The organism is Mesorhizobium sp. B2-3-12, assembly GCF_006442205.1.
Taxonomy (GTDB): Bacteria; Pseudomonadota; Alphaproteobacteria; order Rhizobiales; family Rhizobiaceae; genus Mesorhizobium.
This window is the reverse complement of the sequence record NZ_VFVR01000012.1, coordinates 102,623-118,967: the sequence shown is the minus strand read 5'-3', so window position 1 is coordinate 118,967 and position 16,345 is coordinate 102,623. Positions and strand designations below refer to the sequence as shown.

The 16,345-nt window shown below is 59.9% G+C and carries 12 protein-coding genes; 8 read left to right on the top strand and 4 right to left on the bottom strand.

Annotation, left to right across the window (positions count from 1 at the left end):
• Window positions 1-1,093 precede the first annotated feature (1,093 nt).
• From FJ948_RS30815 to FJ948_RS26595, 5 genes are all read left to right on the top strand, one after another.
• Complete coding sequence (locus FJ948_RS30815; protein ID WP_246677636.1) at window positions 1,094-1,330, top strand: hypothetical protein; 237 nt, start codon at window positions 1,094-1,096, stop codon at window positions 1,328-1,330.
• A complete protein-coding gene (locus tag FJ948_RS30810) occupies window positions 1,327-1,590 on the top strand; it encodes a hypothetical protein (RefSeq protein WP_224542850.1) in 264 nt (87 codons plus the stop codon). Before FJ948_RS30815 ends, FJ948_RS30810 begins: the two co-directional genes overlap by 4 nt.
• A 192-nt stretch (window positions 1,591-1,782) precedes the next feature.
• Window positions 1,783-4,095 (top strand): peptidase domain-containing ABC transporter, encoded by a 2,313-nt coding sequence (locus tag FJ948_RS26605; RefSeq protein WP_224542851.1) that lies wholly within the window; start codon window positions 1,783-1,785, stop codon window positions 4,093-4,095.
• On the top strand, window positions 4,092-5,498 hold the full coding sequence (locus FJ948_RS26600; protein WP_140709707.1) for an HlyD family type I secretion periplasmic adaptor subunit: 1,407 nt from the start codon (window positions 4,092-4,094) through the stop codon (window positions 5,496-5,498). Before FJ948_RS26605 ends, FJ948_RS26600 begins: the two co-directional genes overlap by 4 nt.
• A complete protein-coding gene (locus tag FJ948_RS26595) occupies window positions 5,499-7,241 on the top strand; it encodes an SEL1-like repeat protein (RefSeq protein WP_140709706.1) in 1,743 nt (580 codons plus the stop codon). It abuts the gene before it with no gap.
• Between the two features lie 44 nt (window positions 7,242-7,285).
• Here FJ948_RS26595 and FJ948_RS26590 read toward each other — a convergent pair whose 3' ends face one another.
• From FJ948_RS26590 to FJ948_RS26580, 3 genes are all read right to left on the bottom strand, one after another.
• Window positions 7,286-7,924, bottom strand: a complete 639-nt coding sequence (locus FJ948_RS26590; protein ID WP_224542854.1) for a Crp/Fnr family transcriptional regulator — start codon at window positions 7,922-7,924, stop codon at window positions 7,286-7,288.
• A gap of 790 nt (window positions 7,925-8,714) precedes the next feature.
• Window positions 8,715-11,015, bottom strand: a complete 2,301-nt coding sequence (locus FJ948_RS26585; RefSeq protein ID WP_140709702.1) for a mannose-1-phosphate guanylyltransferase/mannose-6-phosphate isomerase — start codon at window positions 11,013-11,015, stop codon at window positions 8,715-8,717.
• A 13-nt stretch (window positions 11,016-11,028) separates the two neighbouring features.
• Window positions 11,029-12,576, bottom strand: coding sequence for a phosphomannomutase/phosphoglucomutase (locus FJ948_RS26580; RefSeq protein WP_181173845.1), 1,548 nt, complete (start codon window positions 12,574-12,576; stop codon window positions 11,029-11,031).
• A 247-nt stretch (window positions 12,577-12,823) separates the two neighbouring features.
• Between FJ948_RS26580 and FJ948_RS26575 the strand changes: the two genes are divergently transcribed.
• From FJ948_RS26575 to FJ948_RS26565, 3 genes are all read left to right on the top strand, one after another.
• Window positions 12,824-13,096, top strand: coding sequence for a hypothetical protein (locus FJ948_RS26575; RefSeq protein ID WP_140709698.1), 273 nt, complete (start codon window positions 12,824-12,826; stop codon window positions 13,094-13,096).
• A 171-nt stretch (window positions 13,097-13,267) separates the two neighbouring features.
• The gene (locus FJ948_RS26570; RefSeq protein WP_140709696.1) at window positions 13,268-15,148 is read left to right on the top strand and encodes a GNVR domain-containing protein; all 1,881 of its coding nucleotides are present in this window, start codon (window positions 13,268-13,270) and stop codon (window positions 15,146-15,148) included.
• 127 nt (window positions 15,149-15,275) lie between these two features.
• Entirely contained in the window at window positions 15,276-16,067 is a 792-nt protein-coding gene (locus tag FJ948_RS26565; protein ID WP_224542855.1) for a sugar transferase, read from the top strand.
• A gap of 14 nt (window positions 16,068-16,081) precedes the next feature.
• On the opposite strand, the gene FJ948_RS26560 is transcribed toward FJ948_RS26565, so the two are convergent.
• Window positions 16,082-16,318 carry a hypothetical protein gene (locus FJ948_RS26560; protein WP_140709695.1) on the bottom strand — a complete coding sequence of 79 codons (237 nt, stop codon included), beginning with the start codon at window positions 16,316-16,318 and terminating at the stop codon, window positions 16,082-16,084.
• Between the last annotated feature and the right edge of the window lie 27 nt (window positions 16,319-16,345).

Below are 16,345 nucleotides of genomic sequence, written 5' to 3'. Positions count from 1 at the left end.
GCCGGTGCGACGGGCGATACCGGAGCTGCCGGTGCGACTGGCGCAACGGGTGCAACCGGCGCTATGGGTGACACTGGGGCGACTGGTGATCCTGGTGCAACGGGTGCCACAGGCACTACTGGAGCAACTGGAGCTACGGGTGCCACAGGTGACACCGGAGCTGCCGGTGCAACTGGCGATACCGGAGCTGCCGGTGCGACTGGCGCAACGGGTGCAACCGGCGCCACAGGCAATACTGGAGCAGCTGGAGCTACGGGTGCCACAGGTGACACCGGCGCTTCTGGTGCGACTGGAGCCACCGGAGCTGCCGGCGCAACCGGTGCGACCGGCGCTATGGGTGATACCGGAGCGACTGGTGAACCTGGTGCAACTGGTGCCACAGGCACTACCGGAACGACTGGCGCAACGGGTGCCACCGGCGCTACAGGCGGCACTGGAGCTACGGGCGCGACCGGCGATACAGGAGCAATTGGTGCTTCTGGAGCGACTGGTGACCCTGGTGCGACTGGCGCCACGGGCGATACCGGAACGACTGGCGAAACGGGTGCCACCGGCGCTACAGGCGGCACTGGAGCTACGGGGGCGACTGGCGATACAGGAGCAATTGGTGCTTCTGGAGCGACTGGTGGCACGGGTGCGACCGGGGCCACGGGCGACACCGGAGCAACTGGTGCAACTGGCGCCACAGGTGATACCGGAGCGACTGGCGCAACGGGTGCGACCGGCGTTACAGGAGGCACTGGAGCTACGGGTGCGACCGGCGAAACCGGAGCGACTGGTGCCTCTGGAGCGACAGGTGACACGGGTGCTGCTGGCGCCACTGGGGCTACGGGGGATACAGGCTCCACCGGAGCAGCAGGTGCGACCGGCTCGACTGGAGCAACCGGGTCCACCGGCGCCACGGGCTCTACCGGGGCTACTGGCTCCACCGGAGCAACAGGTGCGACCGGCTCGACTGGAGCAACTGGGTCCACCGGCGCCACGGGCTCTACCGGGGCTACAGGCTCTACCGGGGCGACCGGACATACGGGTGCAACGGGTTCCACCGGAGCTACAGGGCACACCGGTGCTACTGGTCCAGGCGACCATCACCATGACCACAACGGCGACGATCATGACCATCGCCACCACGGCAACCGTCATGACCATGACCAACGCAACGGCAGCCACCATGACGATGGCCGCAATGGCAATGGAAACCGCCATGACAATGACCGCGGTAGCAACGGTCGCGGTCGCCATGACAGTGCTGATGGCGGACATAGCAACGGTGGGCACGGGTCGACAAGCAGCCAGGGGGGCAGCATCTCGACCGATACGCTTGGATTGAAAGACATCAAGCAGTTGATGCAGTCCAGCAGCCCTGCGGATAGCCAAGGCTTGTTCAAGCAACTCATCAGTCTCGCCATTCTTTCGGTGGCGGCAGACCTCTTGAACTTGCTCAGTAACGTCGCGGGTTTCGGTCAGGCCCAGAACAAACCGTCCGGTTCGACATTGGACCTGACGTCAGACAAGCAGAGTTCCGGGTATATTCAGACCGACGACACGATGAAAAAGGCTCTGAACAATATCCTGAAACCACATGACTGAGTGTCGGTTGAAAACGGTGCGCGCGGACCTTGCTGAAAAGCAATGCCCGCGCGTGCGCCCTTCTCGCGATGTCGATTGGCTCATACCGCGTGCCTCGTCCATAAATGGCGGATTTTGTCGCAAGTCCAGGGTGCAACAACATGCAGGGAGGGTTCTCGAACTCTCGCTTTCGGCTCACAGGAGCAATGCGAGGTGAGTGCACATCTCAGCCTGGGCCCCAAGCCGAGCGCGCGTCATCTCGACGCGCGGGCAGACACGGCGGGAAGGTATCCGAGCGAGGATAAAGCACGTCAGATTCCAGGCGGCCGCGACGAATTCGGTCAGATTGCCCCGCGCCTCAGGGCGATGATCAGGGTCGCCCGGTATCATGGTATCGAGCTTGACCCCAACGAATTCAGGGCCGCGAACGAAGGCACCATTCCAACTGCCGCCGAGCTTTCTCAATGGGCGCAGAGCGGTGGGATGTGGGCGCGCGCGATTCGCGTCCGCTGGTCGCATCTCCTGCGCTTCGAACAAACCGGACCGGTGGTTCTGCTGTTTAGCGATGGGCGTGCTGGCCTGCTTACCGGTGCCAGCGCCGAACGCAATCTCATTTTCCTGAAGAGCGTCGATGCGCCGGATGGAGCCGAGGCGATTGCGATCGACGAGTTGAGGTTGTCGCGGGTCTGGTCGGGTGAGGCGGTGCTGCTGCGTCCTCAGCGGTCCCTCGTCGCCGCTGACGCGCCTTTCACCTTCCGCTGGCTCGTAGATCTTGTGCGGCTCGAGAGCAGGCCGATGCGCGACATTGGCATCGCATCGTTCACACTCAGCATCTTGACCATTCTGCCTCCGCTCATTGTCATGACGGTGGTCAACAAGGTGCTGCAGTTCAACAGTATCTCGACCCTGGTGTTTCTCAGTGCGGTGATAGCCGTCGTATTCGCTTACGAGACGCTGCTCGGTCACGCGCGACGGTTGATCATCAACGTGGTCGGTGCTCGTCTCGACACCAAGCTGAACCTGTATGTCTTCGGCCGGCTGTTGCGCCTGCCACTTGATTACTTCGAGCGCCATCCAGCCGGCGAGACACTGTACCATCTGGCGCAGGTCTACCGCATTCGCGAATTCCTCACGGGCAAATTGCTCAGCACTTTCCTGGACCTGATGACGCTCTGCGTGCTTATCCCGGTCATGTTCTACATCAATGCGACACTCGCCTGGATGGTGCTCGGCTGCGCCGTCTTGATCATGCTGATCATCCTCGCTTTCCTTACGCCGCTGCGGGCCAGCTACCAGCGCGTGGTGGATGCCGAGACCTGGAAGTCGGCGGCGCTTAGCGAGACCGTCGTCGGCATCAAGACGGTAAAGGCGCTTGGTCTCGAACCGCAACGCAAGGCGCTCTGGGACGAACGCGTGGCGGACGCGGGCAAGGCGCGCCTCGCTTTCGGGCAACTCGCAAATTGGCCGCAGACCCTAGTCACGCCGGTTGAGCGCACCATGGTGCTTGGCACCATGCTGATCGGAGCATATCTCGCCATGAACGACAGTACCGGTTACATGGTCGGCAGCCTGTTCGCCTTCATGATGATCGCCCAGCGCGTCGCGCAACCGCTTGTCGGCCTTGCAAAGCTGGTTGAGGACTATGAAGAGGTCGGCGCTGCCGTCGGCGAGGCTGCGTCAGTGCTCAACCGCCCATTGGAAAGCAGTTCCAAGTCCATTGGCCTAAGACCAAAACTCGTCGGCGAAATCAAATTCAGCGACCTGACCTTCACTTACGTGGGGACCAAGACGCCGGCGCTCGACCGGGTCAGCTTCGACATTCCGTCTGGCTCGATGTTCGGCATCGTCGGGCGCAGCGGGTCTGGAAAATCGACCATCGCGCGCCTCCTGCAAGGCATCAACCGCGACTACAGCGGGTTCCTCAAGCTGGACGGGGTTGACCTCAAGGAAATCAACCTGCGCCACCTGCGCCAGGGCCTAGGTGTTGTGCTTCAGGACAATTTCCTTTTCCGCGGTTCGATAAGGGACAACATCATCGCGGGACGTCAGGGCTTGACCCTTTCGGATGCCATGCGTGCTGCTCACCTTGCCGGCGCGGCTGAGTTCATCGAACGCATGCCGAATGGCTACGATACCTACATTGAGGAAGGCTCGCCCAATCTGTCGGGCGGGCAACGGCAGCGGTTGGCAATAGCCCGCGCCCTCATTCACAACCCGACCATCCTGATACTGGACGAAGCGACAAGCGCGCTCGATCCCGAGAGTGAAGCGGTGGTCAGCGACAACCTCATGCGTATCGCCAGCGGGCGAACGATGATCATCGTCTCCCACCGGCTGGCATCGCTGACGGAGTGCGACCAGATCCTCGTCGTCGATCAGGGCAAGGTTCTCGATGTCGCGCCGCATTCCGTCCTACTGGAGCGGTGTGGCGTTTACCGCCAGCTTTGGCTTCAGCAGAATCGGCACCTGGAAGACCGGCGTGGCCGATTGGCGGCGGTGCCATCCGCTGATGTGAGCCGGCCATGAGCGCCGCTACCTATGCGCCAATTGCTGCTCGCCGCCATCGGGCAAAGGCCAGCGATCCGACGGCGGCGGCCATTCTCGAATTCCAATGGCCATCGACAGCCGTCGCCAATGCGCCGGTTCCGCGAGTGGCTCGTAGCATCGTCTGGGTCGTATTTAGCCTGGTCGTCGCGCTGATAATGCTCGCAGCTCTGATACCGGTTGACCAGGTGGTCACGACGAGGGGCCTGGTGATGGCACAGTCGCCAAACATCGTCGTCCAGCCGCTCGAGACGGCCATCGTCCGCTCTATCGAGGTACGCGAAGGACAGCAGGTGAAGGCCGGCCAGGTGCTTGCTCGCCTCGACGCTACTTTTGCCTCTGCCGATCTCACCGCATTGGCCGCCCAAGTCACGACCCTCGATGCCGAGGTGGCTCGCCTGAAGGCCGAGGCCGACGGAAAGTCATTCACCTATGACGGCCTGGATCCGAGTTGGACACTGCAGGCCTCGATCTTCGATCGTCGCAAAGCGGTCTATGACGCCAAGCTGGAGAGCTTCGATCAACAGGGTGACCAACTCAGTTCGGTCATCTCTCGCTCCCAGTCCGATGCCGATGGCTATCGGCAGCGATTGGCCGTCGCGGGGTCGATTGAGCAAATGCGCAAAAAACTCGAAGTGAGACAGGTCGGAAGCCGTCTCAATACGCTCCTTGCCGAGGACAACACAGCTGAAATGTCGCGAGCTCTTACCAACGCCGAACAGACATCCGAGGCTGCTAAGCGCCAGCAGGCGGGGGTTGCGGCCGAGCGTGACGGCTTCATCCAGAGTTGGCGCGCAGACGTTTCGCAGAGCCTGTCGGAAGCCAATTCGCGCATATCCGACGCCCGCGAGCTCCTCAACAAGGCCCAGCTGCGCAAACAGTTGGTCGAGCTCAGGAGCGAGGCCGACGCTACTGTTCAATCTGTGGCCAAAGTTTCCGTGGGTTCGGTTCTCCAATCTGGAGAGCGGTTGATCACCCTGGTCCCAGCTGACGCAGTACTCGAGGTGGAGACGAATATTATCGGCCGCAGCAGCGGCTTCGTTCACGTCGGTGATCCCGTAGCAATCAAATTCGATACCTTCCCCTATTCGCAATACGGCCTGGCTCACGGCACCGTACGCTCGGTCAGCCCGGACTCCTTTTCCGCCAGGGATCAGGTGCGCGACCCGAACAGCTCCTTGGCCATGCTGCCCTCGGATGCCGACCAGTTCTACCGCACGCGCATTTCAATCGACGACGTCGCCCTTCATGGCGTGCCCGCCGGCTTCGCGATCAGCCCCGGCATGCCGGTTACAGCTGATGTGAAGGTGGGCCGCCGCACGGTGCTCAAATACATCCTCGGCACGATGCTGCCGATCGGTCAGGAAGCGATGCGGGAGCCATAAATGGCATTGATGGACCGGTTGGCCGGACGCATCCACCCGGCGCTGGCGCTGCGCAGGGCAACCCGACTTGCTGAACAGGGCAGAGCCGCCGAGGCGTTTCCTCTGATGGCAACCGCTGCTCGTGCCGGAGTTCCGGAAGCGGAATGCCGCGTTGCGCGCTGCTATCTTGAGGGCTCTGGGGTGCCGCCAAGCCGATTGGAAGGGACGCGCTGGCTGCGGCGGGCTGCTGACCATGGGAACGTCGATGCGCAGGCGCTCCTTGCCGCGCTTTACAGCACCGGGCTGGCCGAACACGAGGAAAACACAGGAACCAGCAGTTCAGAAAGCCTGTTCAAGTCGCAGTCTTCACGAAAGCCGGATTTCGAGACAGCGCTTCCGTTCGCTCAAAAAGCTGCCGACGCCGGCTCCGCAACAGGGCAGGCCATACTTGGCTATATTCTGAGCAAAGGCCCAATGTCCATGCGCGACCTCGATGCCGCCCATGGCTGGTACGAGAAGTCCGCGGCGGCCGGTTGTCCAGAAGGGTGCCTTGGCCTCGCTCTGTCCCTTGCCCGTCGCAAGCAACCGGAGCACAGAACTAGAATTGCCGAGGCGCTGCGGCGCGCGGCCGATGCAGGTCTGCCGACGGCCATCTACCTTCTTGCGGCCCTCACCGAGCACGGAGTGGGAGTGCCTGTCGATCACGAGGCGGCTGCTGAGCTTTATCAACTCGCTGCGGAAAAGGGCCTCGCTTCGGCCCAATTCAGGCTTGGGCTTTCCCTCGTCGAAGGCAGCTTGTCAGGTCAGGACCCCGCAGCAGGCGAGGCGTGGATGCGTCGCGCCGCGGTGGCCGGAAATCTCGACGCCGCCTACCGTATCGGCGAACAGTATGTGAAGCGTCCTCAGCCGGATTATGCGGAAGCCTCGACGTGGTATCGGCGCGCCGCTCAAGCTGGTCACCAAGAAGCCGCTCGTGCCTTGGCATCGCTTTATCTTTCCGGGAACGGTGTGGCTCAGGACACCGAAGAAGGAATGCGCTGGCTGCGCGGCGCCGCCAACGGTGGCAATCGCGAATCCCAGGTTGACCTTGCGAACCTTGTCCTGGAAGGCGCCGGCGACCTTCCTGATGGTGTCGATGTCGCGGAGTGGTTCGAAGCGCCTGCGTCGTCAGGAGACGCGGTCGCGGCCTTCAATCTGGGGCTTTGTTTTGCCGAGGGGGTCGGCGTAAACGAGGACCAGGAACTTGCGGCGAAGTGGATGAGGCGCGCAGCCGAAAGCATGGCGCAGGCGCAGTATATGTATGCACGCATGCTTCAGACCGGACGCGGTGTCCCCCCTGACCAGAAGCAGGCTAGGCTTTGGTTTGAACGGGCGGCCAATGCTGGCATGGTGGACGCGCAGGTGGCTCTGGCCGAAATGCTCTACAATGGGCGTGGAGGAGAGCGCTCGGCGGTCGCCGCGGCGCACCTTTTCAAGCAGGCTGCCGCCACCGGTCATGTTGGAGCGATGTTTGCCATCGGTGCTTTATACGAGAGCGGGCAGGGGCTTACTTGGGATCGGAAGGCGGCGCAGAAATGGTTCGCCGCCGCCGCTGAGCGAGGTCATGGACACGCCCAGCTCATGCTGGGCCGCTACCTTTCCCAAGGTGTTGCCGGTGAGTACGAGCCAGCTGCCGGCCGGATCTGGCTCGAGCGATCCGCCTCTCAGGGTATTGATGAAGCGGCAGATGAGCTTGCTGTTCTTCGAGACAGACACGAAGCTTAAGGGCACTTGAATGCCGGGGCTTCGAGGGGCTGACGCGCTCGTGTTCAACTCTTGATGTATTCGCCGTCGAATCCAGCGAATTTCATCAGGCCCGCAGAATCGAGCACCCGGACATGGCCCTGGCGGAATTCGAGGAGCTTCCGCTCGCGAAGTTCCCGCAGCATTCGATTGACATGAATCGGGGTAAGGCCAAGAGCGTCCGCGAGATCGTATTGGGTGAGCGGGCAGTAGAAACCGTCGCGGTCAACTGCGCCCACTCGTTGCAGACGCGCTGTCAGTTCGAGCAGCAAATGTGCTGTCCGCTCCAACGCGTTGCGTCGTCCTACATTGGCGAGGTGCTGGGCCATGACCGCGCCGTTTCGTACGAGAGCCCCGACGATGAACGAGAACAGATGAGGCGATTTCATAGCAGCAAGCGTCAAGGCCTTGGTGGGTGCCACAAGCAACGAGAGTTCAGTCTGAGCGACGAACGTCTCAATAGAGCCGCTTCCGTGTGACTGAGGCAGAACGACATCGCCGGTCAGGGCAAAATCGAGTATCTGTCGTTGACCGTCCGGAAGCTCATGGAATATGCACCCCCAGCCCGCCTCGACGACGTAAATTCGATCCTTGTTGTCACTTTGGCTGAAGATCACCGCGTCGGCCGGATATCGCTTTGCCGCGAACCCGAGAGTCTTAATCAAAGCGGCGTCGTCATCGTTAAGTCCAACGTATGACGAACGGTGCTCATCTCCTCTCGAAAAAGAACGTGAAGCAGACGCCATCCCTACACCTTAGCCCAATTTCTCACGTACCTTGATGAAACGGATCATGTCTATAAAAGTTCATGTGATCGGCGCCGCTTGGAGGCCCGGCAAAGAACGGTCGGACGTCAATGTGGAATCGAAATCTGGTGCGGATCAGACTAGGGGTTCGATTGACGCCGGTTAGAGTTGGTTTCATTCTATGACTTACTTCTGTTAAAATTTTCCCTCATTGACTCAACCATCTCACTGGCAACGAGACAACTCCGATTATCCGCCTGGTCGGCGGCGTTGCGCAATGTCAGCGACGCGTCCCTCAGCAGGCCCCTGATCTCCGACGGAGACAACAACTCCGATGCTTCCAGTTGCAGAAGGACCGATTCACTCACATGCAGCGCCGCAAGCGCAACGGCCCGAGGCCTTGTTGCGAGCAGCTTCAGGAGATCGCCACTGCGCCGGTCCCGCGATTTCTTTTTTGCCATCGTCGCCTTCAGCTGCCCGGACAAAAAGTTTCTAATTTCCACGTCTTGACGCATTTACACAGCCACGGACCGAGAGGCAGGTCGAACATCTCGTTTGGCACTTCTACGGTATCGCAGTTTGCTGTGGTGACACAGATACAAGAAGATACCGAATTAGGGGTAGCAGTGGCGTCCAAGACCCCGCAGGGCAAATGGCGAGAAAACATTCGAGAAGATCCGCCGCGTTGTCGCGCGATACGGGATGTTATCTAGCCATAACTCTGCTTCGCGACAGCGCTGTCGTCTTTGAGAGACGGCACAGGGAACGCCTCCACCTGCCCCTCGGTCTTGTCGAGATATTGCATTAACGCTGTCACCAAATGGTAGAAGATGCTGGCAGGAACCTCCGTTGCCAGCGACCTGCCGCGCTCGTCGATCCTGTCCATCCACAGGCCAAGCGGTGCGGGATCGATATGCCACCTGAAAAGGCGCGCGACACGAGCTTCGATCTCTGGTTTCAGATCGGGTCCGCCAATATCATCCAACGCGATCGCCGCCTTGATCGCTTCGCATTGAGGCCAGCTGCGCGAGAGCCTGTCGAGAGGCATTCCTTGTCGCGAAACGGCTGCATACGCCAGCCCTGTGGCTCGATTCAATCCGCTGGCGACCGCCGATGAATAGAGTTTTCTCGCATAAGCAGCCAGATCTTTCTGCCCGCTTGCCCGTGCGAAGTCGACGAGCAGGGAGGCCCATTCGAAATGGTGCCCCGGTTCGGTCCACTGCCCCTTGTCTCCGGGCAACGGCAGCCAGTCCGCATCAAAATACTCGCCGAGCGTCCAACTTTCCTGATCGAAGAAATGGCTGCGGAAGAGATCGATGACGCGAGCCGCTCGGCGCAGATATACGCGATCGCCGGTTGCGGCATACCAAGCAAGGAAAGCTTCAAGCATGTGCATGTGTGGGTTTGAGGACCGAATTCCATTCCAGCCAGGTGTCTCAAGGAAGCCATTCAGGCTGCCGTCCTCGAGGTGAGCGTCGATGAAATGAAATGTCTCCTGTGCAAGCTGAAGGCCAGCCTTGTGGCCGCATCGATAGGCATGGGCAAGTGCGAGCAGCACGCAGGAATGGTCGTAGGAATCCTCCACGGGGTCGGCCACGCTTCCATTCGGATTGAGGGCGCGTACCCAGCCGCCGCGATCGGTGCGGCCGTATTTTGAGATAAAGTCGACCCCGTGGTCAATCAGCTTGTCGGCGTCCCCGCTCCAGCCACGTTCCTTAGCTACCGCAAAAGCGTAGATCTGGCGGGCCATCGTCCGCATCCGCTTGGGTTTGCCCAATGGCGTCCCATCGAAGCGAAGCGCTTCGTGGAAGCCGCCATGCACATGGTCGACCCCTGCGCTTGACCAAAGCGGAAGGGTCTCGTTGAAGAGCCAGTGCTCGACGCGCTTTCGCCATGACCCGCTGACAATCACGCGGTCTTCCGACGCTGTGAATTTCGTCTCGAGACGCCCGCTCTTCTCGAGTTGCTCGACGACCTTCTTCACATTCTGGCTATGGCCGACCGGGGCGACGAATATTGCGTCGGGCGTTGCTACCACCGCCACATCCTTCATCCCGATGACTGTGAGCAGCCGACCTTGGCTTCTGAGATAGGAGCTATCGCAGTCCATGGCGACAACATCGCCCATTACCACGTTGCCCTTGCCGTCAACGGGGCTGGCCTCCAGCAACGATTGCCACGATCCGAGGTCGTTCCAGCGGAAGGATGCCGTCACCATCGCGATGCCCTGCGCATGTTCCATGACCGCATAGTCGATGGATGTGGAGGGGACGGCCGAGTAGAAGCCGTGTGGCAGGTAAAGACCCGAGACATCCACCTTGGCGTTCTTGAAGGCGCGTTCTGCGGCCTCCCATATCTGCGGCTGAAACTCGATCAGAGCTCTCTGCATTGTGTCGGCACGAAACAGGAAGATACCCGCATTCCAGTAGAACCTCCCCGACGATAGATATTTCTGCGCCGTCTCGATGTTCGGCTTTTCGACAAAACGTGAAACCGCGGCCGCGCCGTCACCATTGGCCGCCACCTCAATGTATCCATATCCCGTCTCTGGGTGAGTGGGCTTGATGCCGAACACCACGATGCTTCCTGAGTCGGCGGCAGGCATGCCGGCTTCAACGGTCTCCCAGAACTGCGTCTCGGTCGATATTTGGTGGTCCGAGGGGACCACGAGCACAAGCGCGTCCTTGCCGTGCTCCGCAATCGTCTGCAGTGTCGCGATAGCGACAGCTGCTGCGGTATTGCGGCCCAGCGGTTCGAAAATAGGTTTTCCGCCGTTCAGCCCGAGCGGAGTTATGTCGGAAATGACGCGTTCAGCATGACGCTCGGATGCTATCAGATAGATCGGCGTTTCGCTGTGCGGCCACGCCTTCAGGCGCCGGACCGTCTTCGCCAGCATGGAACCGTCCCCCGAGAGGTCGTGGAATTGCTTGGGATTGTCTTCGCGCGAAAGCGGCCATAGCCGCGACCCGACCCCGCCGCTCATCACAAAACTTACGATGTGGTGTGCCATGGTTCAGCTCCTCTCAGAATGTCTGGTTGTAGGCTCCGACCTCTGGATTGCGGCGCAGGACGGCGTCGATGGCCTCGAACATCTGGCGACGACGCTCCGACGACACGGGGCTTTCGACGACGACAACAATCTCAGGCTTGTTCGACGAAGCTCTGACCAGACCCCAGGTGCCGTCTTGAGCCACGACCCGCACCCCATTGACGGTAACCAGATCAGCCAGCGGCTGGCCCGCGAATTCCATCCCGTCGCCTTTCATTTGCATGAAGTCGCCGACGACCTTGTTGACAACGCCGTATTTGACTTCGTCGGGACAGTGAGGCGACATTGTTGGAGTGCCGAAGGTTACTGGCAGGGCGCGATAGAGGTCGGCCAGCGTGCTGCCCGGATTGCGGTCGAGCATCTCGCACACGGCGATCGCCGTGATGAGGCCGTCGTCATAGCCACGCCCGATCGGCGGGTTGAAGAAGAAGTGCCCCGACTTCTCGAAGCCGGCGATTGCGTTAAGCTCGGCAACCCGTCGCTTGATGTAGGAATGGCCGGTCTTCCAATAATCCGTCCGCGCGCCGTTTTGCGCAAGAACGGGATCGGTCATGAAAAGCCCAGTCGATTTGACGTCCACGACAAAGGTGCATTGCGGATACAGGCTGGAAATATCCCGCGCCAGCATGACGCCGACCTTGTCGGCGAAGATCTCCGATCCTTCATTGTCCACCACGCCGCAGCGATCGCCGTCGCCGTCGAAGCCAACACCTAAATCGGCCCCGGTCTCCAAAACCTTGTCCCGGATCGCATGCAGCATCTGCATGTCTTCGGGGTTAGGATTGTAGCGCGGAAAGGTGTGATCAAGCTCCACGTCAAGGGGGATCACCTCACAGCCGATGGTCTCCAGCACCTGCGGCGCAAATGCGCCCGCAGTCCCATTCCCGCAGGCAACGACGACACGCGGCCTGCGCCGAACATTCCTTCCGGCAGTCAAGTCCTCTATGTATCTCTCGCGAAAATCGGGAACGAATTCATAGCCGCCGCCACCCACAAGATCGAAGTCGCCGTTCAGCACCAGCGCCTTGAGGGCTGTCATCTGATCAGGCCCGAATGTAAGCGGTCTCTGCGCGCCCATCTTCACTCCGGTCCATCCGTTCTCATTGTGGGACGCCGTTACCATGGCGACGGACGGTGCATTGAGTGCGAACTGGGCAAAATAGGCGGTCGGCGAAAGCGCCAGGCCGATGTCCTTGACACGTGTGCCAGCCGCCATCAGCCCTGACACCAACGCCATCTTTATGGACATCGAATAGCTGCGGAAATCGTGACCGGTGATGATCTCAGGGCCCACGCCCATTCGCCGGATCAGGGTACCCAGACCCATGCCCAGCGCTTGGGCGCCCATCAAATTGAGCTCGGGCTCCTTCTCGGAGCCGGGATGGCCAAACCACCACCGAGCATCATACTCCCGAAAGCCAGTGGCTTTGATGAGAGCATTGTTCTCGAACGCGAATGTGTTCGGCTTGGCATGGCCGACTATGTTCAGGGTCACGGCTATCGCTCCGAATTGCGCCGACATCCCTACCATCTTGGCGAGCCATGGCCCCTTCATGAATTCGGGTAGCGCTACCCCCCGGTTCGTCCGGCCTCATCCAATAGGTGGTGGGGATCGATGATCGAAAGGATGTCTCGTCTGGGCAACCTGGTTGAGTATCGTGGGAAGTAGGTCCGCATCGAGCGCTAATCTCAATTGTGGCTGTGTAGTGCCGCTGACACCATTCAGATTCTCTTGTCGCAGAAACGCCGATCATAGGCGCTTCCGAGCCTTGGCACGTGCGCTCGACGGCATTGAGCCAGAGGTCGAAAGGGAATCCGAGCGACTTCGCGGCGCCTCGAACCAAATGACAGATTGTGCCGCGTTTTGCCTGGAGGCGACGGAAAACGGGGACAAGAGCGAACGCCTTTCAGCCAAGCTGGATATTCTGGCCCGGGATCTTGCAGCCAACCGAGCACGACAGTTGCTGCTGGAACGGCAGAAGTCATTTCTGGCCAAGATAAGGGCTGGTCTGCCGCGCATTCTTCACTCCTCCAGGGCGTAGTCTACGCCAATTGGTGGCGTTTACCTTCAGCCGCGTCGGCGTAGTCTTTCTTCGAAAGCTTGGGATCGCGGGGGCCTCGGCTCTTATGAGAACATCGGGCGGACGCCATGAAGCTCTTGTGTCGGGCGGCGTGCACGAAGGATTCTCCTTCATGCCCGCCGGAGACGTTGAATGAACCGTTTGTTCGCCAGCCAATGGCCCTTGGCAACCAATCAACAGGCCAATGCCGGACAGGAATTCATAGGTCTCTCGGACATAGCCGGGTTTTTGAGATATTACATTGGAACATTGTCGGCCTGCCTTGCGGCGGCACTCCTGATCGCATGGTTCTACAATTCGACAACCGATCCGGTTTTCACGGCTAGCGCCAAGATATTGATCGAACCGAAGCTGCCCCAGCACCTTCAGGAGGGCGGCGAAATAAATCTCTCGCTGGACACCGCACAAATAGAAAGTCAAATCGCGGTGCTGCAATCCGAAAAGATTGCTTCTATGGTCATTGGCCGCTTGAAATTGATTGAGGATGCAACTTTCAATCGCCCCGAGACCCCAATTTTGCAGGAGAGATTCAGGAAAATCAAAGATATATTTGTCCAGGCTGTGGGGCTTCAGAAAAGCAACTGGCTGAACGCGCTGTGGGGGCATATCGGTTTAGGCGCTCCGGAGTCGATCGCCAAGCTGACTGACTACCAGAAGTCACGCCTTAGCATGTTGATTTTCCTCAATGGCCTCGATGTTCGAAGGGTGGGTGTCTCCTACGCGATAGACATATCCTTCACCTCCGCCGATCCCGAGGGCGCCGCCAAGATTGCGAATGCAACGGCCGACGCCTTCGTGCATGAACAGATCGACACCAAGGCCGAGTCGGCAAAAGAAGGTGGAGCATGGTTGGAAAAACGCCTTCAGCAACTGCGCGCGCAGATGAACGAGGCGATGGCTAGGGCACAGGCCTTCCGCTCTCGACACGACTATAGCGTAGGCGGTGATTCAAGTGCCGGTGGCGGCGTCAATTCTGAACCTACTCTCGAAGAACTCGAGGTGACCGCCGACACCTACCGAAAAATGTATGAGAGCTTTCTGCAGGCTTACACCAATTCGGTTAGCCAGCAATCCTACCCAGTTGCCGACGCAAGAGTAATCACGGCCGCGACACCACCGCTTTTTCCAAGCGCTCCAAAACCGACGCTGGTATTGGCCTTCGCTGGGGTCGCAGGGCTCATTCTCGGGATTGGCCTTTCCTTCGCGCGCCATTCATTCGACTGGACCATAAGGTCGCCCCGTCAAATCCGCGACAATCTGGGACTAGAGTGCGTAGGAGAATTGGCGCCCACGAGCAAGCGCAGGGAATTCGGAAACGTGGACGAGGTGACCAGGCATCCGTGGTCGCGATACAGCCAGGGTCTGAGGAAAGTGCGAACCGAAATCAGCTTGGCGCAGACGAATCATCCGGTGAGATTCCTTGGCCTGACTGCTGTGTCGAATAACCGTCAGAAGAGTTCGGTCGTCAGCAATCTCGCCACTCTGTATTCCATGTCCGGTCTAAAGACATTGGTGATCGACGCCGATGTTCGAAGATCGACCGTCACCACACAACTGCTTGGGCGCTCGCACGCCGAAGGCAAAGAGTGCCAGGATGCTTTTCAACACAACGTCAGTCGCGCCCTGGGGCGCCGGTTCGACGTTCTTTCAAGTTCCGTGGTGGATGCCAAAGGCCTGCTCGTGCCCAGAAACATGCAGGCTTTCCTCTCTCAACTCGGTGCTGAGGATCCGACAGCCGACGAGCTGCCCGCTTATGATATAGTCATCGTTGACCTGCCAACGCTCGAATCCGGGGCGGACGACCTGATCGTTGGATCCGTGCTCGATGGCGTCGTGGTCGTTGCGGAGTGGGGAAAGACGCACGTCGATACGCTGCGGGAGCTTGTGAGGACGCTGCAGGCCTCCAACACGCCGATACTTGGCGTGCTTCTCACGAAAGCGCGGGCAATGACGTCCAAGCACCGTCCGGTTGCCACCAAGCGCAGCGCTTTCGGAACTCGGCAAAGCGCGTAGGGCAATCATACGTGAGGATTAGGAGGTAGGCGTTGGAGTATCGCGCTACCTCCTTTGCATTTCTTGCCGGCAAGTTCCGTCCTTGGAAGAGTGTCGAAGTGGAACAACGAGAAACAGCGATCGTCACATGACAAACGCCTTCGAAAAGCAGTCGCACGAGGGGGGGACGCTTTGGGGCCAGCCCGGTGTGCCGGCGGCGGTCGAGAGCAGGACGGTCCTGCATGTTGTTTCCGCGCGTGACTACGTCAGCGCCGGGACGGTGTTGAATGACCTGTCGGGGGTCATCACTGGAGCGACGAACCCTCCCACTGGAGGCCTCCTCAAAAGGATCATGGATCTGGTCATTGCCGGCGCAACGCTCGTTTTTGCGGCGCCCGTCATGATCCTCGTAGTGCTGTTGATCAAGATTACGACCGGTGGTCCGGCAATATTTTCGCACAGCCGCATCGGCTTCGGCGGAAGGTCGTTCAATTGCTATAAGTTTCGCTCGATGGTGCGCAATTCAAACGAAGTTCTGAACGCGTATCTCGATGCCAACCCCGTTGCACGCAAGGAGTGGGAAGAGACCCATAAGATCAGGAACGATCCGCGCGTTACGCTCTTGGGGCGACTGCTTCGCAAGTCCAGCCTCGATGAGCTTCCCCAACTCATCAACATCCTGCGCGGCGACATGAGTTGCGTGGGCCCAAGACCTATCGTCACCGACGAACTGAGGCGTTATGGCGAGCATCAGGCGGAGTACCTCGGAGCCAGGCCGGGACTCACCGGTCTTTGGCAGGTGAGTGGAAGAAGCAGCATGGACTATGATAACCGCGTTGCGCTGGACAGCCACTATGTGCGGAACTGGTCGGTCTGGCTCGACGTCGTGATCCTGCTCAGGACCATCGTCGCGGTCATGCGGGTCGACCGGGCCTCCTGAGCGCGGTGTAACGATCACTTTTCGGTTCGATCCCAGCGGTGCGCCAGAGACAAGCCTGCAAGGTAGGCGCACGCCAAGACAAATACCAGCATTAGGGATTTGCCAACGGTCACGTAGCCAGGCAGCCCCAGGCCATTCCAGGTAACCGTCCCGATCACCAGCAGTGCGGTCGCCGCCAGCAGCGCCGCAGCCTTGAACCGTAACCCCAGTAGTATCCCTGCCACCGATACGGCCAGTATACTTGTGAGCACCGATATCTCCAGTGGCACCAGCAGAAA